Genomic DNA, 22,885 nt, shown 5'->3' with positions numbered 1-22,885 from the left:
GAACAAAGAGCACCCCCGCCGATGCCTCGCGGGGATGCTCTTCAGGTGTTCTCAAGGTGGGCCCTGTGGGACTCGAACCCACGACCCACGGATTAAAAGTCCGATGCTCTACCAACTGAGCTAAAGGCCCACGCCACCGGGTCAGCCCCGGAGACGTGTCTACTTTATCGCACCCGATCAGGCGATCGGGCAACCGGGCTCCACCGCGCCGATGCAGCCGGGATTCCCCCGTGCCTAGCCCCTCAAATGGCGCAGGAGTATCCTCGACCCATGGACGGCGAATATGTAGACAACAGCCCTCGGCACCACAAACCCAAGCCGTTCGCGCCAGTAGACTTTGAGGTCTTTTCGGGCGGTGCTGACCCGTCGAGGGTTTCCGAAGCCGCGCACCTTGCCGCGCACGCGCTGGTTCACCATGGCCGGGAGGCCGATGACCCGGCGGTAACGCAGCGGTTGGTGCAACTCGCCGACCAGCAGGGGCTTGAAGCCATCGCGGAGATGTGGGCCGAGAGCCCTGCGCGCTCGCTTCCCGGCGCACTCTGGCGCCTTTATGCCCTCCGTGCTGCAACCCAGCAGAATCCCGAGAAGATCGCAGCCTATTTCAAAGCCGGCAAGGAAGTGGCGCAGGTTTCGAAGGTGGTTGCAGGTGTCGCGGAGCCACCGGGCGCTGATGAGGTTCAGCACATGGCAGACACCATTCTCTCCGGAGCTTTCGATGGCGAGTTCGATGTGGCCCTTGAGCGGTTCGCCGCGTTCTGCCGCGTGGTTGCCCTCGGCCAGACAAACCACGCCGACGATGCCGACACCTCCAACGGTGCCCACGCCAGCAAGCTCACCCGCAGTTCACACCAGCTGGTCAAGACCGCTGAAGACCTGGAGCACGCTGCCGCATCCTGGCGCCGCGGCGAGCTCGACTGAGCGTAGCGGCGAGCTCCGGTTGGCACCCCTGTCTCGGGGCGGTTTCGGGGTCTAGGATCGCCGTATGGAAGAGAATTCGGCGGCACCCGAAGTTTTGTCTGACAGTGACTGCTGGGACTGCCTGCGGGGCGTCTCGGTGGGTCGGCTCGCGGTCGCTCTCGAGGACGGTCCGGACATTTTTCCGGTCAACTACACCACAGACCACGGGACCATCGTCTTTCGCACGGGAACCGGCACCAAGCTCGCTGCTGTCGAATCAGACGCGCGGGTAGCACTGGAGGCCGACGGTGTAAACCAAGACGCCGGCGTCGCGTGGAGCGTCGTCATACGCGGCCGCGCCGAACTGGTGAAGCGGCCGGATGATGTTCTCGAGTCGTTCTCGCTGCCCCTCTTTCCGTGGCAGGCGGGCAAGAAGGATCAGTTTGTACGGATCGTTCCGAATTCCGTTTCCGGCAGGCGATTCCCCGTCGTTGAGCCGAAGGAATGGTGGACTCCGGGGGCCGGAACCAGCCGTTCGGCAGTCGAGTAGCTACTGCTCGTTGACATGCAGGCAGTCCGGTAGCAGACTGAAACTGGTGTCGGACCGTGGAACCCCCGGGCTTCAACATTTAGCCGCTTCGAGCGGCCTTCCGCCGAGAGGCGCTCCCGGTTCGGCGCCACTTTTGTGCCCTCGGGTGCCGTCTGCACAGCGGCGGTCACCCGAGCGCGGCGCACAGGTATTCTTAGGAAGCAACCGTCCGTGCGACCCTAGGTGACCGTCGTGAAGCTCCGCCTCTTCCCCCAGGAAAACGCAGGACTGGAACTGCTCTCCAGCATGGCCCAGCAACTGGTGCTGGGAGTCCGCAGCATGTCGGGCATCCTCGGTGCCGCCGCCCAGGAGTACGACCAGTTGGCCGAGGAGCTTCACCAGTACGAAGGCACGTCCACCGATCTTCATTTCGCCCTGCTGACCTCGATGCGCACCAGCTTCATCAATCCGCTGCCGCGGGAAGACCTCTACGCAATGTCGCGGCTGCTCAGCGAAGCCATGGAGAAGCTCGACGGCGCGGCGGAGCTCATTGCCCTTTACAAACTGAACAAGCTGAGCCGCCGCGCAACCGAGCAGCTTGAGGTAATCACCCGGCAGGCGGAGCTGACCGCGGAGGCGATGCGGCAACTCAATTCCCTCGATGATCTCGAAGATTACTGGATCGAGATCCTGCGTCTTGCCAAACGTGCCGAACGCACGCACAGGATCTGGTGCTCGGAGCTGCTCTCCGAGCACAAGCCGCTCGTTTATGCCCGGCATCGTGACGTGGCCAACCAGCTGGTCGACGTCACGAAGGACATCCGCAAGGTCGCCACCCACGTCGGTGCCATCGTCGTCAAGGAATCGTAGGTGGAGTTCTTCCTCCTCGGTGCAGTAATTCTCCTTGCCGGCGGTTTTGCCTTCATCAACGGTTTCCACGATGTCTCCAACTCGATTGCCACGTCGGTTCGAACGCGCGCCCTGACGCCCAGCGTCGCAGTGCTGCTCGCTGCGCTGTTCAACCTGGTGGGGGCGCTGATGAGCTCCAGCCTTGCCACGCTCTTCATCGGCGACAGCATCAGCCTTCCAACCGGGCAGAGCGGTCTGGGAATCCTTTTGGCCGCGCTGATTTCAGCCTGCGCCTGGGGGATCTTCACCTGGTACCGCGGCAAACCGTCGTCGTCCACGCACGCGCTTATCGGCGGGCTGATCGGTGCCGGCGGAGCAGCGGCTGTGCTGGGCGGCGGATCCATTTCCGGCTCCGGCCGGGTGTTCCTCCTGGAGATCGCCCTGCCGCTGCTGCTCTCGCCTCTGATCGCCTACCTTCTGGCGTACGTCGCCGTCTTCCCTGCAACGTGGCTGCTGCGCCACAACTCGCCGCGGAAGGTCAACAACGGAAACCGGATGGCGCAGGCAGTCCTGACCGCCGCTTTCGCCCTCGGACACGGCCTTCAGGACGGACAACGCACCATGGCCGTGGTTGTGCTGGCGTTGGTGGGTGCGGGTCTTTACTCGGGCGACGGAGTTCCCCTGTGGGTCCAGATCTTCGCCGCCGTGCTGCTGGCCGGCGGTTCACTGCTGGGAGGGTGGCGCATCACGCACACCCTCTCGAACAGGCTCGTGCGCATCGATCCCCTGCGCGGCATGACCGCCCAGGGCGTCAGCGCAGTCATGCTGTTCGTCGGCGCGCTGTCCCTGAACATGCCGCTCTCCAGCACGCACACCATGACATCGGCGATTGTGGGTTCCGGCGCGAACCAGCGCTACGCCACGGTTCGCGGCCGCGTGGTGCGCTCTGTACTGCTGGTATGGATTACGACGGCGCCCGCCACCGCGCTGCTTGCAGCCATCCTCTACCTGGCCATGAGCCCGCTGCTCTAGCAGCATGCGGTCGAATGCCAGCGTCTGGCCGCCGACTGCCGACTGGCACCTGCCTCCGCTCTATCCGAAGCGCCCGGAGACGTAGTCCTCCGTTGCCTTCTGCGAGGGCATGTTGAAGATGTGGGTAGTTTCGCCGTACTCAATCAGCTTGCCCGGTTTGCCGGTGCCTGCGATGTTGAAGAAAGCGGTCTTGTCTGAGACACGCGCCGCCTGCTGCATGTTGTGGGTCACGATCACCACGGTGTACTCGCTCTTGAGTTCGTTGATGAGGTCCTCGATGGCGAGGGTGGAGATCGGGTCAAGCGCAGAGCATGGCTCGTCCATGAGGATGACCTCGGGAGAGACCGCAATTGCGCGGGCAATGCAGAGACGCTGCTGCTGGCCGCCGGACAGGCCTGAGCCTGGACGGCCCAGACGGTCCTTCACTTCGTTCCAGAGGTTGGCGCCGCGCAGGGACTTCTCCACCAGCGCATCCGCGTCCGACTTTGAGATCCGCTTGTTGTTCAGCTTCACGCCGGCCAGAACGTTGTCGCGGATGGACATGGTGGGGAACGGGTTGGGCCGCTGGAAAACCATTCCGATCTGGCTGCGGACCGTTACCGGGTCCACCGCGGAGTCATACAGGTTGTCGCCGTCCAGCAGCACTTCGCCCTCAACGCGCGCACCGGGGATAACCTCGTGCATGCGGTTCAGCGTCCGCAGGAAGGTCGATTTTCCGCAGCCGGACGGGCCGATGAATGCCGTGACGGAGCGTGCGTCGATGCTGATGTTCACGTCTTCCACAGCGAGGAACTTGCTGTAGTAAACGTTGAGGTCCTTGACGTCGATTCGCTTGGACAATGGAGATCCTTCTGGTTGTGCCCGCGGGTCAGCGGCTGGTCTTGGGAGCGAAGAGGCGGGCGATCAGCCGCGCCACGAGATTCAGGAGCATGACCATGATGATCAGCACCAGCGCAGCCGCCCATGCACGCTGCGTGCTGGGGTCTGTGGCCGTCGGCGAGGTGGGAGTGAGGATTTGGTAGTAAATGAACGTCGGCAGGGTGCTCATCCAGTCACCGAAGACGTTCCAGTTGATTGAGCTTGCAAAACCGGCGGTGACCAGGATGGGCGCCGTCTCGCCGATCACCCGGGCGATTGCCAGGGTGACGCCTGAGGCGATGCCGGAGATCGCCGTCGGAATCACCACGCGGGTGATCGTGCGCCACTTCCGCACGCCCAGTGCATAGGCCGCCTCACGGAGTTCATTCGGAACGATCTTGAGCATCTCCTCGGTGGAGCGCACTACGACCGGGATCATCAGGACTGACAGCGCGACGGCGGCAACAAAGCCGGTGCGCGTGCCGGGCCCGAACAGCTGGCCGAACAGTGCTGCTGCGAAGAGACCGGCGACGATGGATGGAATACCGGTCATGACGTCGACAAAGAAGGTGATGGCCCGGGCGAGTTTGCCGCCCGTGGAGTACTCGACCAGGTAGACGGCCGCCAGGAGCCCGATGGGCACGGAAATGAGCGTTGCCCACAGCGTGATCTGGAGGGTCCCGACAATGGCGTGGTAGGCACCGCCCAGGACCGGCGTACCTTCTGCGGCGACCTGATTGTCAATGGCGCCCGTGACGCCGTTCATGGACGTGAACAGGAAGTTGTAGGTCAGGCCGGGAACGCCGCGCTCCAGCACCGTCCAGATGACTGAAAGCAGGGGCAGGAGAGCAACCAGGAAGGACCCGTAAATCAGGAACATGGCCAACCGGTTCCGTGCCTTGCGTGCCCCCTCGACGACGCCGGTGACTGCGGTTCCGGCCACGATGAAGAGGACGGCGCTGAAGAGTGCCCAGGGCACGAGGCTGAAGCCGACCAGCGCGGCCAGGGCAGCACCGACGACGATGGAGGCTGCCAGCACTACCCACAGGGTGTAGGAGGGCATCTTGCCCTTGGTCAGTTGCGAGCGACGCGGAGTCAAAGTGGCGTTGGCCATTAGTTAGCCCCTGAAAATTCTTTGTGCCGGCTTATGATCCAGCGCGCGACGATGTTGACGGCGAGGGTGATGACAAAGAGGACCAGCCCTGCGGCGATCAGTTCCGCCAGGCGCAGCCCGTAGGCCTCGGGGAAGTTGAGGGCGATCTCGGCAGCGATGGTCTGGTTGCCGGACTGAATAAGGCTTGCGGTCAGGGCGCCGCCCGAAAGTACCAGTGCCACGGCCATGGTTTCACCCAGCGCGCGGCCGAGGCCGAGCATGGCGGCACTGATGATGCCCGGGCGGGCGAAGGGCAGCACCGACATGGTGATCATTTCCCAACGCGTGGCGCCCATGGCCAGTGCTGCTTCTTCATGAAGTTTCGGCGTCTGGAGGAAGATCTCCCGGCTCAGTGAGGTGATGATCGGAAGGACCATGACGGCGAGCACGATCCCGGCGGTGAGCATGGTGCGTCCGGTCTGGCTTGCCGGGCCCTCGAAGATCGGAATCCACCCGGCGTTGCGCGCAAGCCAGTCGTAGGCGATAGCCAGCTGCGGTGCCAGGACGGCGTAACCCCAGGCGCCGTAGACCACTGACGGAATTGCAGCAAGCAGGTCGATCACGTAGCCGAGACCCTGCGCGAAGCGGCGCGGAGCGTAATGCGAAATGAACAGCGCCACCCCGATACCGAGCGGTGTGGCGATCAGAAGGGCAATGGCGGCCGCAATAACGGTTCCAATGACGATCGGGAAGATGTAGGTGAAGAAACCATCCCCGCCGGTAACGTCCGCCGGGTCCGCGCCGAAAACCGGCAGAGCTTCGATGATCAGGAAGACTGCAACGCTGAAGAGCGCTGCCAGAATGAGGCAGCCGGCGGCCAGGCTGGCGCCGGAGAATATCTTGTCTCCGGATTGACCTGCACCACCCGCTCGTTTCACTGCATTCGTGGACACTGGGGACCTTTCGGCGCTTCACGGGGATCGTCTGGGACAGTGCTCACGCAACTGTCCCGCTTATACAAGGTACCTGCAACCGGCGTCGGGCCGCAGACAGCCAACAGCCCCGCCAGGGCCTGTCCGTTCCTGGCGGGGCGTTGTTGGACTATTAGGAAGCAACCTGGATCGAGTCGATCGCTTCCATGGCCTGCTCACGCAGCGCCTCGGAGATGGGCGCATTGCCGGCGGAGGACTCAGCTGTTGCCTGGCCCTCCTCGCTCACTGCGTAGCTGGCGAAAGCCTTGACGAGGTCCACGGTCTCCTGGTCCTCGTATGCGCTGCAGTAGAGGTGGTAGGAAACAAGCACGATGGGGTAGGCACCCGACTCGGTGGTGTCCCGCTGCAGCTCGAGGGACATGTCGACTTCGCTGCGGCCTTCAACCGGCTCGGCAACCTCGACTGCGCGTGAAGCGGCCTCAGCGCTCAGCGGCACGTATTCCTCGCCTACCTTCACCAGTGCCTGTCCCAGATCGCCGACGGCGGATGCGTCGGTGTAGGTGATGGCGCCTTCGGTGGAAGAGGTGGTGGAAACGACGCCGTTGGTGCCCTGTGCGTTCTCGGCAACGATTTCGGCGGGCCAGTCGCCGGAGACCTCGTAGGTCCAGACGTCGGGTGCTGCCGCAGCAAGGTACTCAACGAAGTTCTCGGTGGTACCTGAGTCATCTGCACGGTGCACAACCGTGATCGGCAGGTCGGGCAGTTCCACGCCCTCGTTCTGGGAGGCTATGGCTTCGTCATTCCAGTTGGAAATCTCACCGGCGAAGATGGAAGCGATGGTGGTTGCGTCGAGATTCAGTTCACTGATCTCAGGGAGATTGAAGGCCACCGCGATCGGTGAGACATAGGCGGGAATGTTGATGGCGCCGTCGGGACCGCAGATTTCCTTCGATGCCTCATATTCCTCGTCATCCAGGTACGCATCCGAGCCGGCGAACCGCACCCCTTCGGCGAGGAATGCTTCGCGGCCCGCACCGGAGCCGTCCGGGGAGTACTGGATGGTGGCCTCAGGGTTCAGTTCCTCGAAGCCGGTCTTCCACGCGGTCATCGCCGCATTTTGTGAGGAGGCGCCCGCACCGGTCAGGGTCCCGGAAACGGTGCTCTCGGGAGCAGCGCTTGCATCGCCCTCGGTGCCGGGGCTGACGGCGGCGTCGGAACCGCACGCCGTAAGGGCCAGAGCGGCCACAGAGATAACTGCCGCTGCGCGGCCAAAGCGAAGAGCCTTCACTTGAATATTGCCCCTTCCAGGGTTTTGAACAGTCGGTGCTCACAAGGGCACGGATCGTGTAGACAGCTGTCAGTACGAGTTGAGTACGCACCTCACGCTAGGGACCACAGGTAACGAGACTGGCCGCTCAAAATGAACGGAAGGTGAACGGCCGGCGGATTCTTGACCTGTTCCGGTCCCCAACCCTTGTGCTTTCGGCGGAATGGGCTATTTAACCTGAATCCTGCTTCTCATGTGGACCTATTAGCGTTATGACCATGACCACCGACCGCAGTCCCGACGGAAACCCGATCCAAGCCGAGGATCGAGTGGCGGAACGGCCCGGTCATCCGCTTCGATGGCGCCGCCTGTTGTTCGGGCTGGCAGTGGTACATGCGCTGGTCGTCGGATTCAGCCTTATTGCCCCTTTGCTGACCGGCCAGCCTCGGGGCGAGACGCTCTTCAGCGTGTACTTCGACGTCAACTATGAGGGCAATTTTCCTACCTGGTGGGCCGTGGTGCAGCTCGCCGCCGCAACCACCACCCTCTCCTTCGTTGCGGTTCTCGCCCGGCACCAAAAAATCAAGGGATCCGCTGCGTGGTGGATCCTCGGCGCCCTGGTCTTCGTCCTCTGCCTGGACGAGGGCACCTGGCTGCATGAACGCCTCGACGCCCTGGCCACCCAGTTCGTCGACATTGCAGATTTCACCTTCGTGTGGCTTGTCTTCGGTATTCCAATTGCCATCGCCGTTCTCCTACTGGCGATCCTCAGCGCCCGCCATCTGCCGGAAGCATCAACCCGGCTGATCGTCCTGGGTATTGCCACTTTGCTGTTCGCCGCCGTCGGGCTGGAGTTCGTGGCGGGCGAGCTCATCCGCCTCAGTGCACCGACGGCTGCGCTGGCGGTGCTTTACCACCTGGAGGAATTCCTGGAGCTGATTGCCGGCTCACTCATGCTCGCGGCGCCGCTCGCAGCCGTCCGGACGCAGACCACGGGCTCATCGACAAGCTTCACCCTCCTGGACCGTTCGCGGCGGTAGGGTCAGGCGTATGACCCGGCGCTCGCGACTGGACCGCGCACGTTCCTTCGTGCGCACCCGATCCCGTGTGGGTCTGCGCCGCAGCCGGTCATCGTTGCTCCCGGCCGTCCAGATCACGGTCGGCGCTGTGGGCGCCTACGCCTTCGCCGAGCAGGTACTTGGCCACGACGGTCCGCTTTTCGCCGCGACCTCGGCGCTTATCGCGCTGGGCTTTTCCCGTGATCCGCGCCTGCGCCGCGTGCTCGAGGTGGGCTTCGGCTGCACCCTCGGCATCGCCGTGGGGGACGTGCTGCTCGCGGTGCTGGGCACGGGCGTGTGGCAGGCCGCCGTCGTACTTTTTGTGTCGGTGCTGCTGGCGCGGTTCCTGGACAGCGGGACCATCTTCACCACCCAACTGGCGCTGCAGTCCCTGCTGGTGGTCCTTCTCCCTGCCCCGGAGGGTGGGCCGTTCACGCGCAGTGTGGACGCCGTCGTCGGCGGTGTCATTGCGCTGCTGATCACCATGGTGGTGCCGCGCGACCCTCGCCGCGAGCCGAAAGGCGACCTACGGAAGCTGCTCGGCGAGTTGTCGGGGGTGTTGCGCGAGAACGCGAGGGCGCTGACGGCGAGCGATCCCACCCAGGCCTGGCACGCGCTGGTACGGGCGCGGAACTGCCAGCCGCTGATGGACGGCCTTTCCGGCACCATGCGGGCTGCCGCGGAAGTTGCCCGCCTGTCCCCCGCGTACCGGCGGCACCGGGGTGAACTCGGCGACCTCCGCGGCGCGATCAGCTATATCGACCTGGCCATCCGCAACAGCCGGGTGTTCTCCCGGCGGCTGACTTCGGTGATCAACCATGCGGCGCTTTCGGACGAGGCAGTGCAGTCACTCGCGCAGGTGATCGAGGATACCGCCGACGCCGTTGACGTCCTTGCGCTGGCCCTGCACTCCTCCTCCATTTCCGAACGCGACCAGCACCTGCGCAGGGCACGCGAGGATCTCGCGGCGGTGGCCACGGTGCTGCACCCCGCCCGGCTCAATGTGAAGCGTCTTGAGGGTGAGGGCCTCGTCATTCTGTATCGCCCGCTCGTCGTCGATCTCCTGGAGGCAACCGGCCTGCCCCACGAGGATGCGGCCGGATACCTGCCGAAGCTGTGAGGATCAACAGCTGAGCCTCTGCAGGACTGTCAGTTGCACCCGGTACGTTTGAGTCATGGCTACGAAGACCGCGCGATCGCGCACGCAATCCCCCGCTTACCGCTGCGGTGAGTGTGGCTGGACCACCGCCAAATGGGTGGGCAGGTGCGGTGAATGCCAGGCATGGGGCACGGTCGAGGAAACCGCTGCGGCGGGGGTGGCGCGTACGACGGCGGCAACTACAGTTGCGCGTCCTGCCCTGCGTATCGCTGACGTTGACTCCACCACCGCGTCCTACCAGCCCACCGAGATCGGTGAACTGGACCGGGTCCTCGGCGGCGGGTTGGTCCCCGGCGCCGTAATCCTCGTTGCCGGCGAGCCGGGCGTCGGTAAGTCCACGCTGCTGCTCGACGTAGCGGCGAGGGTCGCCCGGCTGGGACGCACCGTTCTCTACGTCACGGGTGAGGAATCCTCGGCACAGGTGAAGCTCCGGGCAGAACGCATCGGCGCCCTCGCGGATACCCTGTACCTCACGGCGGAGTCGGATCTCAGCCAGGCTCTCGGTCAGGTTGAGAAGGTGGATCCGGCGCTGCTCATCGTGGACTCGGTACAGACGCTCAGCAGCCCGGACGTGGATGGCAGTGCGGGCGGGGTCACCCAGGTGCGTGAAGTGGCGGCGTCGCTGATCAACGCGGCGAAGACCCGCGGAATGACCACGCTGCTGGTCGGACACGTGACCAAAGACGGCTCGATTGCGGGACCGCGGCTCCTGGAGCACCTCGTTGATGTGGTCTGCCAGTTCGAGGGTGAGAGGCACTCACGCCTTCGCCTGATGCGTGCAGTGAAGAACCGCTACGGCCCCACTGACGAAGTAGGGTGCTTCGATCTCACCGACACCGGCATTGTGGGCCTGGCGGATCCGAGCGGGCTTTTCGTGTCCCGTACCAAGGAGCCGGTGGCGGGAACCTGCATCACCGTCACCCTCGAGGGCAGGCGCCCGCTGCTGGCGGAGGTCCAGGCGCTGCTTGCCGAATCAGCAACCGCACAGCCGCGCCGCGCCACCAGCGGCCTGGACAGCTCCCGCGTCTCCATGCTCCTCGCCGTCCTGCAGCGCCGGGCGTCACTGCAGTTGCATAAGGATGACAGTTACGTTGCCACCGTGGGAGGCGTGAAGCTGAGCGAGCCGGCAACGGACCTTTCGGTTGCTCTCGCCATTGCGTCGGCGAAGACCAATCAGGCGCTTCCCTCCCGCATGATCGCGTTCGGGGAGGTGGGTCTGGCCGGCGAGGTCCGTCCGGTACCGGGAATCTCACGGCGCATCCAGGAGGCCGAGCGCCTTGGCTTCACCCACGCCGTCGTGCCGGAGTCACCCAACGGGCCTGGCCGCATACCTGCCGGCTTCACCGTGAAGCAGATCAGCACCCTCACGGAAGCCCTCGAACTGCTCTTCTAAGCCTCCTGCAGCTTCGTTGAGCCGCCAACGGAGCAGAACGTTATGCATTTGAGTGGAAACTGGGCACTCGGCTGAATGCGTGCTCCCATAGGATTAGGAACTGTTGGGCCGCGCATTGGCCTGCCCAGCTTCGAAGAGGAGTGAGATGGTACGCAGTCCGGAGGACGCGCTGAAGGCAACCCTGGCGCGGGTGGCGCCGGGTACGCAGTTGCGCGACGGCCTTGAGCGGATCCTGCGCGGCCGCACCGGCGCCCTGATCGTCCTCGGATTCGACCGCACGGTGGACTCAATCTGCTCAGGCGGCTTCGACATCGGAATCGATTTCTCCCCCACCCGGTTGCGCGAGCTCGCGAAGATGGATGGTGCGATTGTCTGTGATCGTGATGCCAGCAATATCCTGCGCGCGGGCGTGCAGCTGGTGCCGGACCACCGGATCGAGACACAGGAATCAGGCACCCGGCACCGAACGGCAGAGCGCGTAGCCATTCAGACCGGGGTTCCCGTCATCTCGGTGAGTCAGTCCATGCAGATCATCGCGCTCTACGTCGACGGTCTCCGCCACGTGCTGGAGGGGTCCGAACCGGTACTCGCCCGTGCCAACCAGGCACTCGCCACCCTGGAGCGCTACCGGGCGCGGCTGGATCAGGTCACCGGGTCACTGTCGGCTTTGGAAATCGAGGCCATGGTCACCGTTCGTGACGTCGCTGTCACCCTGCAGCGTCAGGAGATGGTGCGCCGTATCTCGGAAGAAATTTCTCAGTATGTGCTTGAGCTTGGCATCGACGGCCGGCTGCTCTCACTGCAGGTTGAGGAGCTCACCACCGGTCTCGGCCCGGGCAGCGAGATGGTGCTGCGGGACTACTCAGGGCTGGACGGGGGCAGCACTCCGGTGGAGGACCAGCTCGCGCGCCTCCAGGGTTTCAGCTCCACGGACCTCATCGACCTCGGAACCATTGCAAGCGTGCTCGGGTTCAATCAGTCAACGGACTCCCTCGACGCCGTAGTGCAGCCCAAGGGGTACCGGCTTCTCTCCGGTATCAAGGCCATGCCGCCGACGGTGGCCAACCGGCTCGTGGACCACTTCAATGGCCTGCAGAACCTTATGGCCGCCAATATCGATGACCTCATGGCCGTGGACGGCATCGGCGAGCAACGCGCGCGCACCGTTCGCGAGGGACTCTCGCGGATTGCCGAGACCAGCCTCCTCGACCGCTTCATGTAGGTTCCGCGCCTGATCGCAGCAGCTGGTTCTACTCGAGGGTGAAGACCGTCTCGTCGCTGGTACGTTCACCGAGGCGGGTCTGGAAGACGTACTGGCCTGGCCCCGGCACGTTCTCAACCTCGGCGCACTCGGGAGCGCTGCGTACCCGCTCCCACGTGAAGCGGGCGGTTTCGGACTCTCCAGGCTCTATGGTCACTTCAAGGTCCTCTGCGCCCTCCTGGCAATCCCGGGAGGAGAAGATCCGGTCATCCCCGCTGGTGATCAGGAACTCCATTTGCGCGGTGCCGACGTTCACCGGGCAAGGAACCTCGCCCGTGTTGCTGACGGTCAGGGAGAAGACAGGATTCTGTTCCGGTGCATAGGTTTCGGCGTCCGTGCTGCCGGTCACCTCGATCGACGCGGGGTTGCACACCGGCTCCGTGGAGGTCGGGGTAGGAGACGGCGTCGCGGTTGGCGAGGCGGTTGCTGACGGCGTCGCTGACGGTGTCGGTGTTGCCGGGGACGACGCTGACGCGGTTGGCCCAGGAGCAGCACTGGCCGACCCGGCCGCCGGTGCAGGATCCGGATCACCGCGAAAGAGCCCCGCAACCGCGATTCCTGCCCATACCAGGCCCCCGACGAGTAGAAGCGCGAGCACCGCGACCAGCTGACGGCGCCGCTTGTAGACCCGGGGGCTGGGTTTCCGCCTGGGGCCATTCACCCGGCTGCTGCCTGTACCTCCTGCCGAGCTCATGGTTCAAGGTTAGGAGCCCCTGGGCCAGCAGGCGGGCACACCACGCCGCAGAGTGCTGAGTTGCGCGCGCCTTCGGTAGGGTGGACTCTGCCGAATTCCCGAGAACCCGGAGCTCACCGTGGACGCCGCAGTACTGCATGCTCGCCTGAGTGGCTGGTTCGACGACGCCGCCCGCGACCTCCCGTGGCGGCTGCCCTCCCGCACACCCTGGGGCGTTCTGGTGAGCGAGTTCATGCTGCAGCAGACTCCCGTATCCCGGGTGCTGCCCGTGTGGGAAGACTGGATGGCCCGCTGGCCGGCGCCCGCGGATCTGGCTGCAGCCCCGGCGGGTGATGCCCTGCGGCATTGGGGACGCCTCGGCTACCCACGGCGAGCGCTGCGCCTGCATGCGGCGGCGAACGCCGTCGTCGAACGTCACGGGGGAAGGGTGCCGGGTTCGTATCAGGACCTGCTTGCCCTGCCGGGCGTGGGCACCTACACCGCTGCCGCCGTCGCCGCTTTCGCCTTCGGCCGCCGCGAGACGGTTGTCGACACCAACATCCGCCGCGTGCATGCCCGGTTGGTGGGAGGCTCGGCCCTTCCCGCACCGACGCTGACCGCTGCTGAAATGAAGCGGGCCGCAAATCTCCTGCCCGACGACGACGCCGCCTCCGTGCGCTGGAACGCGGCCGTGATGGAGCTGGGCGCGCTGGTATGCACCGCTCGAACCCCGTCATGCGAACGCTGCCCGGTGATGAACGGGTGCGCCTGGGTCGCGGCGGGAAAGCCCGCGCCCACCTATGTACCGAAAGGCCAGTCATGGGCCGGGACCGACCGGCAGGTGCGCGGTGCGATCATGCACGTTCTGCGGCACGCTACAGCCCCGGTTCCGCGGCCGCTGATCCATGAGCGCCCTGTGGATCTGACCTACGGCACACCTGCGGCGCTCGAAGAACTCTACGGGTTGAATGTGCCGTCCGAGCAGCTGGAGCGTGCCCTGGGCGGCCTGCTCGCCGACGGGCTGGCCGAGGAAACACCACTCGGGCTCCGGCTCCCCGCCTGACCTACACCGGAACCTCCGGTCAGATTTCCCCGAACCCGGCCTTCACTTCGCCGCCGATGTACTCGATGGCCTCCTGGGCCTGTGGGCCGGTGGCCTCCGCGCGCAGCTCCTGGCCCTCTCCCAGCGCCAGTGACATCAGCAGCATCACTGACTTGCCGTCGACGCCGTTGATGGTCACCTCGGCGTCCAGGTCGGTCAGCGCCCTGGCGATAACTGCTGCAGGACGGGCATGCAGACCCATCTTGTTCGGTAACGTCCACGCGCCTGTTACGGGTGGTTCGGTCGATTCCTCCAGCGGTGCAGACGGACCGGGAGCAGCGGCTCCGTGGGACACGAACGGCTCAAGCGACTCGGGATCGATTGAAACGATGGCGCGTTCGGCAGCCGTTGCCACCTCATCCACCGTGCCGCCCGACTCCGCCTGCACAGCCGCCGCAACCGCTCCTTCCACCAGTGCAGCCTGCGGCAAACGAATTCGCGCTCGGGCGTCCGGGGAGAGGAACTCAAGCGTCATCTCCGCGGTCATCACGGCCGAGCCAAGGTCAGTAAGGACCACGACGCCGTCGCCCTGTTCCGCTTCCTCAAGAGCCGACTGCACCTTCTCAAGGCTGGTACCGATGCGCGACGGTGAGTCACTGGTGCCGCCGGCCGCCTGCATGCGGACACCCGGCGCCATCTGTGCGGCCAGCTCAATCACCCCCTCGGCGATCTTGCTGCTGTGCGAAACAATCACCAGGCCGACCGTCACTGCTCGCGCCCTGCGGTGTCAGCTGCCGCCTGAAGGATCAGGGCCGTGGACTGCGCACCCGGGTCCCGATGCCCGGCGCTGCGCTCACCCAGGTAGCTTGCCCTGCCCTTCCTCGCACTGAGCGGCTCGGTTGCCAGCGCGCCCGCCTGGGCGGCATTGGCTGCAGCCTCAAGCACCTCCAGGCTCGATGCGCCGGCTGCCTGTGCCGTTTCCGCCGCCTCGACGGCCGGGGTCCAGGCGTCGATCATGGTCTTGTCTCCGGTCTCTGCCTTGCCGCGAGCAACGACGCCATCACGCGCTGCGGTAAGGAAGGCGACGACGGCGGCAGGATCGATCTCCGCTGCGTCACCGACAGCAGTGGCCGCGCGGAGAAAAGCAGTGCCGTACAGCGGACCGGCCGCCCCACCCACGGTGGACATAAGGGTCATGGCTGTCAGCTTGAGAACAGCTGCCGGAGTGTCCTGGCCGCCGTCGTCGAGCTTTTTCACCACTGCGGCGAATCCGCGCTGCATGTTCTCGCCGTGGTCGGCATCACCGATTGCCCGGTCCAGCTCGATCAGCTCGGAGCGGTGCTCAGTGAGAACCTGCGAGCACTCCCGGATCCAGGCTTCGGCCCATTGCGCGTTCAACGCCATTTACACTCCCCATCGCAGGGCCGGCGTCCAAACCGGCGTGTCCCAGAGTTCCACCATTTCATCGTCAAGCTTCAGCACCGAAATCGAGGCGCCCTGCATCTCCAGCGCGGTGATGTAGTTGCCCACCAGGGAGCGTTCCACCGATACGCCCCGCTCAGCCAGCACCTGACGCGCACGCCGATACACGATGTAGAGCTCACTTGCGGGCGTGCCGCCCATGCCGTTGACGAAAAGCAGCACGCGGTCACCGTCGGATGCGGACAGATCGCTGAGGATGGGCTCCAGGAGACGATCGGTGATGCCGTCGGCGTTCTCCATGGCGATCTTGTGCCGGCCGGGTTCGCCGTGGATGCCAATGCCGATTTCGATCTCTTCCTCGGTCAGCTCGAAGCTGGGCACTCCGGCGTGCGGAACAGTGCAGGCGGAAAGCGCCACACCCATGGAACGCACATTGTCATTTACCCGCTGGGCAATCTGGGTGACGGCATCCAGCCCGTCACCGCGCTCCGCTGCCGCACCGGCGATTCGTTCCACGAGCACCGTCCCGGCTACACCTCGCCGTCCGGCTGTGTAAAGCGAGTCTTCAACAGCGACATCATCATTGATCAAGACCGACCTGACCTCCACGCCCTCGGCCTGCGCCATCTCGGCTGCGGTCTCGAAATTGAGGACGTCTCCGGTGTAATTCTTGACGATGTGCAGCACACCGGCACCGCCGTCCACGGCGAGCGTGGCGGGAATGATTTGGTCCGGGGTAGGTGAGGTGAACACTGCGCCCGGCACCGCGGCGTCGAGCATTCCGCGTCCGACGAAGCCGGCGTGCAGTGGTTCATGGCCGCTTCCACCGCCAGAGACAAGCCCCACCTTGCCCTTGACCGGCGCGTCCTTGCGGGTGATGAACAGCGGGTCCGAATGTACCTCGACCAGATCGGCGTGAGCAGCTCCGAAACCCTCGACGGATTCCGTTACCACTGACTGCGGGTCGTTGATCAGCTTCTTCATGCGAGTCTCCTTGACGGTGATCGACTGCTGGATAACCGGTTCGCCATTGATCGGCCCGCTTCATTTCCTGATGCAGGAGATAGCCTCACCCGGCGGACGCTAGGGTACTTGAACAGTACTCTGCGGCGGTGACGGTTGCCCAGACCCTTGGGGAAAGACGGGCCCCGGATACAGCTGTGGGAAGGGTCCTTTGGAGGATCCTTCCCACAGCCGGCGGCTCGAAGCCACCAATTCGGACCGGCTACTTCTTGAACGCGTCCTTGATGTTCTCGCCGGCGTTCTTCAGGTCAGCCTTGCTCTGGTCCTTCTGACCTTCGGCTTCCATATCCTTGTCACCGGTGGCCTTGCCCAGGCCTTCCTGGACCTTGCCGCCCAGCTTCTCGGCATTGTTCTGTGTCTTGTCGTCTGCACCCATGGCGTTCCGCCTTTCGTCGACGTTTCCGTCCTCCTGTCTGGGAGGACTCGCCCGATGTTTGAACGATCACCTTTCCAAACGGTTACCTTTCGAACGGTGACGTTCAAATACCAAGCACCCTTAGCCTATCGATGCCTCGCAGCTGTGGCTAGTTGGCCGTCAGAGTTCGCGGATCATCCGCGTGTTGCCCAGCGTATTCGGCTTCACCCGCGCCAGATCGAGGAATTCCGCCACGCCTTCGTCATGCGAGCGCAGCAGTTCCGAATACACCAGCGGGTCCACCGCCGACTGATCCTCCATCACACGGAATCCGTGGCGGCGGAAAAACGCCTCCTCAAACGTGAGACAGAAAACGCGCCGCACACCGATCGCGCGTGCTTCCTCAAGCAGGGCACTAACGACGGCGCTCCCCACTCCCCTGCCTCGCGCCGCCGCAGAAGTGGCGAGGGTACGGATCTCTGCGAGATCCTCCCACATGACATGGAGGGCTCCGCACCCCAGTACACCGCCGTCGTCGTCTTCGGCGATCTTGAACTCCTGGAGGCCTTCGTAGTAGGCAACCGTCTCCTTGGCGATGAGGATCCGCTCCTCGGCAAGCGGAGCCACCAGCTGCTTGATGATGGGTACGTCAGCGGTGGTGGCACGGCGGATTCGGAAGGATTGGCTCACCCGACCCAGTCTAGGACCCCTTGAACTCGCAGAGATTCCTCAGTCTCCTCAGGTTCCCAGCTCGGCGGGCAGGTCCACCTTCTCCCCCAGCAGGTGGCGGGCAAGGAAATGCTCGACGACAGAATACCAGATTTTTGCGTGCTGCGGCTTGAGGATCCAGTGGTTCTCATCCGGGAAGTAAAGGAACCGGTGCTCGGTCTCCCCGTCACGGCCGGCTGGGAGCTGCGACTTCGACAGCAGTTCATACCAGAGCCTCAGGCCTTCGCCGATGGGCACGCGGTAGTCCTTGTCGCCGTGAATGACCAGCATCGGCGTACTGATCTTCTCGACGTGCGTGTGCGGGGAATTCGCGAGCGCCATCTCGGGCGTCATCTCCTTCTCCCAGTAGAACGAGGCGTCGGTGGTCGGCCCGAACTGGTCCAGCGCCCACAGGCTGGCGTGCGTCACGATAGCGTTGAAGCGGTCCGTGTGCCCGGCCACCCAGTTGGCCATGTAGCCGCCGAAGGAGCCGCCCATCGCAGCCGTGCGGCTCTCGTCGATGTCCGCGCGCGCCACACCCGCGTCCGTTGCGGCCATGAGATCCGTGTAGGGCGCCTCTCCCCAGGCACCCCAGCCGCGCTCGATCATTCGCTGGCCGTAGCCGGTTGAGAGGGCAGGATCCGGCAGCAGGACGGCATACCCCTTCGCCGCCAGCAGCCACGGCGACCACCGCCACGTCCACGCGTTCCAGGAACCGAGCGGACCGCCGTGGACCCAGAGCAGCAGCGGCGCCGGATTGCTCTCACTGGCGCCCTCGGGCAGGACGAGATAGGACTTCACCGGGTGCCCGTCCACGCCGGAGGCCTCCACCCGCTCAAGTGTTCCCGGCAGTACCGGGCGCTCACTCGGTGCCGGAAGGGGTGCAACTGTTCCTGCTGCCAGCTCGATCCGCACCGCTTCGGGCGGGAACTCGTAGGAGCTGCGCAGCGCGTAGGCCACCGCGCCGTCCGGTGACACAACGACGTCCGTATACGACGCCGCGTCCATCGTCACTCTCTTCACCTCACCGCTGGCTGCGTCAACCGTGAAGACCGGCGAGGCGCCGTCGTCGTCGGCTGTAGTCACGAGCCCGCTTCCGTCCGGCAGCCACGCTGCGGGAGCGGGCCAGCGGTCCCAGTCGGAGGCGAGTGGCGCAAGCTCTCCGCCATCAGCAGGAAGGAGGCCGAGTTCCGTGTTCGGCGGGGTGCCCGGGCCGGTTCGGTGACGGACCACCACCACCGCGGTTGAGCTGTCCGGGCTGATGGGGCCGGCGTCGTAATCGAAATCCGGGTGGTCGAGGACGACGGTGCGCTCACCGGTTGCCGCATCGACGCGCACGAGGACCGACCGCTGGTCGCCGGCTCCTACGGGCACGGTCTGCGAGGTGAGCAGGAAAGTGCCGTCCGGGCTGATGCGCGGTGTCGCGTTCCGCAGGGATGAGCCCACCCCGCCGGTCACAGCACGGAGTGTGATGGGAGGCTCGTCGTCGACCGTCACCGGGCCACTCTCACCGCGCTCACCCTGCTCGACCAGGAAATAGCGGGGCTCCGAGGGGCCGAGATCTGCGTCCCAGTGGCGGACCGGGTAGCCCGTGTGCAGGATCGCGGCGACCCCTGCTTCCTTGCGTGCTTTCCGGCGTTCCTCGTCATCCGATTCGTCGGTCGATCCCGCCAGGACCTCCGCTACGACGGCGACGGCGTCCGCGTCTGCTGCCGCGATGACTGACTGCACGCCGCCCGACCGGGAATGGACTACGCGGGCTTCCCCGCCCGCGGCGGGTAGCTTCCAGAGCGCTGCGACGGGCTCCTCGTCCGAGTTCTTTGGGTCCGGCCGGGCGGAGGTGAACAGCAGGTCGCCGTTCTTGAGAAAAGCGGCACCCGATTCGCCCTTTGCGCTGCGGGTGATGCGCCGGGCCGGCTGCTTACCGGCCGGGTCGATCTCCCAGAGAGCGGACACATTCGCCGTGCCCTTGGGGTTCAGGGTGGCCACCGACGTGACCAGCCGGGAGCCGTCGGCGCTTAGGGAAAGTCCGTTGAGGCGGGGCAGCGCAACGAATCGATCCAGGTCGTGGAAGGCAGTGGCGGTATTCGCAGGGGTAGGCGAATCGGGTGCGAGAGTCATGCAATATCTCTATCATCCGATGTGCGCCAGCTCACAACCGGGCGAAACCAAACATGCCCGCACCGGCGAACCGGTACGGGCATGTTGGTGGAAATGCGTTACTCGGGGACGACTGCCTCGATAGCCGCAGGAGAGTCCTCGATCTCCTTGGGCGCGCCGTGTCCCACGAACGTGAACTGAGCTTCCTCGCCTTCGCCCTCGACGTCGACCGAAACCATTTCTCCGGCCTTGAGATCGCCAAACAGGATCTTCTCGGAAAGCTGGTCTTCGATCTCCCGCTGGATGGTCCGGCGCAGCGGGCGGGCACCCATTGCGGGATCATAACCACGGGTGGCAAGCAGCACCTTGGCAGCAGGGGTGAGCTCGATACTCATGCCCTTGTCTGCCATGCGCTTGCTCAGCCGTTCGAGGAACAGGTCCACGATCTCGATGATCTCGTCCTGGGTGAGCTGCGGGAACACCACGGTGTCATCGACACGGTTGAGGAACTCGGGCCGGAAGTGCTGCTTGAGTTCCTCTGTGACCTTCGCCTTGATGCGGGTGTAGCTCGTGTTGGTGTCGGTGCCCGACTGGAAGCCGGTCATGACGCCCTTGGAGATATCACGCGTACCGAGGTTGGTGGTCATGATGATGACGGTGTTCTTGAAATCCACCACGCGGCCCTGACTGTCGGTAAGGCGACCGTCTTCAAGGATCTGCAGCAGCGAGTTGAAGAGATCGGCGTGTGCCTTCTCCACCTCGTCGAAAAGGACCACGGAGAACGGACGACGGCGGACCTTCTCGGTCAGCTGGCCGCCTTCCTCGTAGCCCACGTACCCCGGAGGCGCACCGAAGAGCCGGGAGACTGTGTGCTTCTCCGAGTACTCCGACATGTCCAGCGTGATCAAGGCATCTTCATCGCCGAAGAGGAACTCGGCCAGCGCCTTGGCAAGCTCCGTCTTTCCGACGCCGGTGGGGCCGGCAAAGATGAACGAGCCGCCCGGGCGCTTGGGATCCTTCAGGCCGGCTCGGGTACGGCGGATCGCCTGGGAGATGGCCTTGATGGCGTCATCCTGGCCGATGACCCGCTTGTGCAGCTCATCTTCCATCTTGAGCAGGCGCGTGGACTCTTCCTCGGTGAGCTTGAAGACTGGGATGCCGGTGGAGTTGGCCAGAACCTCGGCGATCAGCTCCTCGTCGACCTCAGCAATGTCATCGAGGCCGCCGGACTTCCAGCGGCGCTCCTTGTCCATGCGCTCGTCATGCAGCTTCTGCTCCCGATCGCGCAGGCGGGCGGCACCCTCAAAGTCCTGGGCGTCAATGGCGGATTCCTTCTCCCGCTTGACGGAGGCGATGCGCTCGTCAATTTCCTTGAGCTCCGGCGGAGCCGTCATGCGGCGGATCCGCAGGCGTGCGCCGGCTTCGTCGATGAGGTCAATCGCCTTGTCCGGCAGGAAACGGTCGGAAATGTAGCGCTCAGCCAGGTTGGCGGCGGAAGCCAGCGCGGCATCGGTGATGGAGACACGGTGGTGTGCTTCGTAGCGGTCCCGCAGCCCCTTCAGAATCTCAATGGCGTGCGCCACCGAAGGCTCCTGCACCTGAATGGGCTGGAAGCGGCGCTCAAGAGCCGCGTCCTTCTCGATGTGCTTGCGGTATTCATCCAGCGTGGTTGCACCGATGGTCTGCAGCTCTCCACGGGCCAGCATCGGCTTCAGGATGGAGGCGGCGTCGATAGCGCCTTCAGCCGCACCGGCACCCACGAGGGTGTGAATCTCGTCGATGAACAGGATGATGTCGCCACGGGTGCGAATCTCCTTCAGGACCTTCTTCAGGCGTTCCTCGAAGTCACCGCGGTAGCGGGAACCGGCAACGAGTGATCCGAGGTCCAGCGTGTACAGCTGCTTGTCACGGATGGTCTCGGGGACGTCTCCGCGGACGATTGCCTGCGCGAGGCCCTCGACGACGGCGGTTTTGCCGACGCCGGGCTCACCGATGAGCACCGGGTTGTTCTTGGTGCGGCGGGAGAGAACCTGCATGACGCGTTCCATCTCAAGCTCGCGGCCGATGACCGGATCGAGCTTGCCCTCACGGGCCGCCTGGGTGAGGTTGCGTCCGAACTGGTCAAGCACGACTGAGCCCGCAGGAGTGCCCTCCTGCTGCTGGCCGCCGGAAGCTACCGGCTCCTTGCCCTGGTAGCCGGAAAGCAGCTGGATAACCTGCTGGCGGACCCGGTTGAGGTCAGCGCCGAGCTTGACCAGGACCTGCGCGGCAACGCCCTCACCCTCACGGATGAGACCGAGCAGGATGTGCTCGGTGCCGATGTAGTTGTGGCCAAGCTGGAGCGCCTCACGAAGAGACAGCTCGAGCACCTTCTTGGCGCGCGGGGTGAAGGGGATGTGACCGGAGGGAGCCTGCTGGCCCTGTCCGATAATCTCCTGCACCTGCTCGCGCACAGCGCCCAGGGAAATGCTGAGAGATTCAAGCGCCTTTGCGGCAACGCCCTCACCCTCGTGAATTAGCCCAAGCAGAATGTGCTCGGTGCCGATGTAATTGTGGTTGAGCATGCGGGCCTCTTCCTGGGCCAGCACTACAACTCGACGGGCACGATCCGTAAATCTCTCAAACATGAGACACACTCCTAGCTAACGCGTAATTCGATGCTACGTGCCTAGGGAAGGCTTCGGGAGCATGTTCGCCACAGGCGAGATAGGGCGGGAGGTGAGGCAGAGTGCGGTGACCTTCAAGCCTCGCGTCGATTGTTAGCGCTGGGCCGCCCGGTACGCCTCAATGATTTCCGAATTAACGCGGCCGCGTGAGGAGACGTTGTATCCGTTGGCTTTTGCCCATTCGCGAATCTGTGCCGCTTCCTGGTTACGGGCAGCGGGCGCACTCTGACGCTGCTTGGGCTGGCTTTCCCGACGTCCCGCAGATACGTAGGAGGATAGGGCGCCCCGAAGTTCCTCTGCGTGCGCCGAGGAAAGATCGATTTCATACTGCGTTCCGTCGAGGCCGAACCTCACGGTTTCATCCGCCTCACCGCCGTCGAGGTCGTCAATCAGAATGATTTTGACTTTCTGCGCCACGATAATCTCCTCAATCGGCCCTGACGAACTATTCCAGAGCAATTATCGTCCGCATTAATCCCAAACGTCAAAGAACCGACGAGACTCATCTAAAGTGCCCGCGAAACACCCTCGGTGCCTCAAATGAGAATGCCCGCGAAACGGTGACCCT

22 protein-coding genes and 1 tRNA gene are annotated in these 22,885 nt (G+C 64.5%); 9 read left to right on the top strand and 14 right to left on the bottom strand.

From position 1 onward, the window contains the following. Positions 1-57: 57 nt before the first annotated feature. Positions 58-130 (bottom strand) — tRNA-Lys (locus Q0877_RS11785). Positions 131-270: 140 nt separating this feature from the next. Here Q0877_RS11785 and Q0877_RS11780 point away from each other — a divergent pair. The 4 genes from Q0877_RS11780 to Q0877_RS11765 all read left to right on the top strand — a co-directional run bounded on the left by Q0877_RS11780 (position 271) and on the right by Q0877_RS11765 (position 3,307). Continuing rightward, positions 271-918, top strand: coding sequence for a hypothetical protein (locus Q0877_RS11780; RefSeq protein ID WP_299168020.1), 648 nt, complete (start codon positions 271-273; stop codon positions 916-918). A 64-nt stretch (positions 919-982) separates the two neighbouring features. Then, positions 983-1,447, top strand: a complete 465-nt coding sequence (locus Q0877_RS11775) for a pyridoxamine 5'-phosphate oxidase family protein (protein ID WP_299168019.1) — start codon at positions 983-985, stop codon at positions 1,445-1,447. Between the two features lie 231 nt (positions 1,448-1,678). Further along, entirely contained in the window at positions 1,679-2,296 is a 618-nt protein-coding gene (locus Q0877_RS11770; protein WP_299168017.1) for a DUF47 domain-containing protein, read from the top strand. After that, a complete protein-coding gene (locus Q0877_RS11765; RefSeq protein WP_299168015.1) occupies positions 2,297-3,307 on the top strand; it encodes an inorganic phosphate transporter in 1,011 nt (336 codons plus the stop codon). It begins immediately after the preceding gene. 60 nt (positions 3,308-3,367) lie between these two features. Here the strand turns inward: Q0877_RS11765 and pstB are convergent, their stop codons facing one another. The 4 genes from pstB to pstS all read right to left on the bottom strand — a co-directional run bounded on the left by pstB (position 3,368) and on the right by pstS (position 7,478). Beyond that, positions 3,368-4,147, bottom strand: a complete 780-nt coding sequence (gene pstB, locus Q0877_RS11760) for a phosphate ABC transporter ATP-binding protein PstB (RefSeq protein WP_299168013.1) — start codon at positions 4,145-4,147, stop codon at positions 3,368-3,370. A gap of 28 nt (positions 4,148-4,175) precedes the next feature. Then, entirely contained in the window at positions 4,176-5,279 is a 1,104-nt protein-coding gene (pstA, locus tag Q0877_RS11755; RefSeq protein WP_299168011.1) for a phosphate ABC transporter permease PstA, read from the bottom strand. Then, on the bottom strand, positions 5,279-6,211 hold the full coding sequence (gene pstC, locus Q0877_RS11750; protein WP_299168009.1) for a phosphate ABC transporter permease subunit PstC: 933 nt from the start codon (positions 6,209-6,211) through the stop codon (positions 5,279-5,281). Before pstC ends, pstA begins: the two co-directional genes overlap by 1 nt. 151 nt (positions 6,212-6,362) lie before the next feature. Beyond that, positions 6,363-7,478, bottom strand: coding sequence for a phosphate ABC transporter substrate-binding protein PstS (pstS, locus tag Q0877_RS11745; protein ID WP_299168007.1), 1,116 nt, complete (start codon positions 7,476-7,478; stop codon positions 6,363-6,365). Between the two features lie 257 nt (positions 7,479-7,735). On the opposite strand from pstS, the gene Q0877_RS11740 reads away from it, so the two are divergent. From Q0877_RS11740 to disA, 4 genes are all read left to right on the top strand, one after another. Then, the gene (locus Q0877_RS11740; RefSeq protein ID WP_299168005.1) at positions 7,736-8,497 is read left to right on the top strand and encodes a hypothetical protein; all 762 of its coding nucleotides are present in this window, start codon (positions 7,736-7,738) and stop codon (positions 8,495-8,497) included. 10 nt (positions 8,498-8,507) lie between these two features. Continuing rightward, positions 8,508-9,635 (top strand): aromatic acid exporter family protein, encoded by a 1,128-nt coding sequence (locus Q0877_RS11735; RefSeq protein ID WP_299168003.1) that lies wholly within the window; start codon positions 8,508-8,510, stop codon positions 9,633-9,635. 55 nt (positions 9,636-9,690) lie between these two features. After that, complete coding sequence (radA, locus tag Q0877_RS11730) at positions 9,691-11,067, top strand: DNA repair protein RadA (RefSeq protein WP_299168001.1); 1,377 nt, start codon at positions 9,691-9,693, stop codon at positions 11,065-11,067. Positions 11,068-11,212: 145 nt separating this feature from the next. Beyond that, positions 11,213-12,289, top strand: a complete 1,077-nt coding sequence (disA, locus tag Q0877_RS11725; RefSeq protein WP_299167999.1) for a DNA integrity scanning diadenylate cyclase DisA — start codon at positions 11,213-11,215, stop codon at positions 12,287-12,289. 28 nt (positions 12,290-12,317) lie between these two features. Here the strand turns inward: disA and Q0877_RS11720 are convergent, their stop codons facing one another. Then, positions 12,318-13,022 carry a DUF4232 domain-containing protein gene (locus Q0877_RS11720; protein WP_299167997.1) on the bottom strand — a complete coding sequence of 235 codons (705 nt, stop codon included), beginning with the start codon at positions 13,020-13,022 and terminating at the stop codon, positions 12,318-12,320. Positions 13,023-13,140: 118 nt separating this feature from the next. Here Q0877_RS11720 and Q0877_RS11715 point away from each other — a divergent pair, with 118 nt between their 5' ends. Further along, positions 13,141-14,064 carry an A/G-specific adenine glycosylase gene (locus Q0877_RS11715; protein WP_299167996.1) on the top strand — a complete coding sequence of 308 codons (924 nt, stop codon included), beginning with the start codon at positions 13,141-13,143 and terminating at the stop codon, positions 14,062-14,064. Between the two features lie 19 nt (positions 14,065-14,083). Here the strand turns inward: Q0877_RS11715 and dhaM are convergent, their stop codons facing one another. From dhaM to Q0877_RS11675, 8 genes are all read right to left on the bottom strand, one after another. Then, entirely contained in the window at positions 14,084-14,812 is a 729-nt protein-coding gene (dhaM, locus tag Q0877_RS11710) for a dihydroxyacetone kinase phosphoryl donor subunit DhaM (protein WP_299167995.1), read from the bottom strand. Continuing rightward, positions 14,809-15,447: a dihydroxyacetone kinase subunit DhaL gene (gene dhaL / locus Q0877_RS11705; RefSeq protein ID WP_299167992.1), complete on the bottom strand. Its 639-nt coding sequence runs from the start codon at positions 15,445-15,447 to the stop codon at positions 14,809-14,811. The genes dhaM and dhaL overlap by 4 nt, the downstream gene beginning before the upstream one ends. Beyond that, positions 15,448-16,449, bottom strand: coding sequence for a dihydroxyacetone kinase subunit DhaK (dhaK, locus tag Q0877_RS11700; protein WP_299167990.1), 1,002 nt, complete (start codon positions 16,447-16,449; stop codon positions 15,448-15,450). Between the two features lie 241 nt (positions 16,450-16,690). Further along, a complete protein-coding gene (locus Q0877_RS11695; RefSeq protein WP_299167988.1) occupies positions 16,691-16,864 on the bottom strand; it encodes a CsbD family protein in 174 nt (57 codons plus the stop codon). Between the two features lie 159 nt (positions 16,865-17,023). After that, on the bottom strand, positions 17,024-17,533 hold the full coding sequence (locus Q0877_RS11690) for an amino-acid N-acetyltransferase (RefSeq protein WP_299167987.1): 510 nt from the start codon (positions 17,531-17,533) through the stop codon (positions 17,024-17,026). A gap of 48 nt (positions 17,534-17,581) precedes the next feature. Beyond that, the gene (locus Q0877_RS11685; RefSeq protein ID WP_299167986.1) at positions 17,582-19,672 is read right to left on the bottom strand and encodes an alpha/beta fold hydrolase; all 2,091 of its coding nucleotides are present in this window, start codon (positions 19,670-19,672) and stop codon (positions 17,582-17,584) included. Positions 19,673-19,770: 98 nt separating this feature from the next. Continuing rightward, positions 19,771-22,278 carry an ATP-dependent Clp protease ATP-binding subunit gene (locus tag Q0877_RS11680; protein ID WP_299167983.1) on the bottom strand — a complete coding sequence of 836 codons (2,508 nt, stop codon included), beginning with the start codon at positions 22,276-22,278 and terminating at the stop codon, positions 19,771-19,773. A 132-nt stretch (positions 22,279-22,410) separates the two neighbouring features. Continuing rightward, entirely contained in the window at positions 22,411-22,734 is a 324-nt protein-coding gene (locus Q0877_RS11675; RefSeq protein ID WP_299167982.1) for an Lsr2 family protein, read from the bottom strand. Positions 22,735-22,885 lie beyond the last annotated feature (151 nt).

This window comes from uncultured Arthrobacter sp. (assembly GCF_947495145.1).
GTDB lineage: Bacteria > Actinomycetota > Actinomycetes > Actinomycetales > Micrococcaceae > Arthrobacter_D.
Note: the sequence above shows the minus strand (reverse complement) of the source record. Positions and strands in the feature narration are given on the sequence as shown.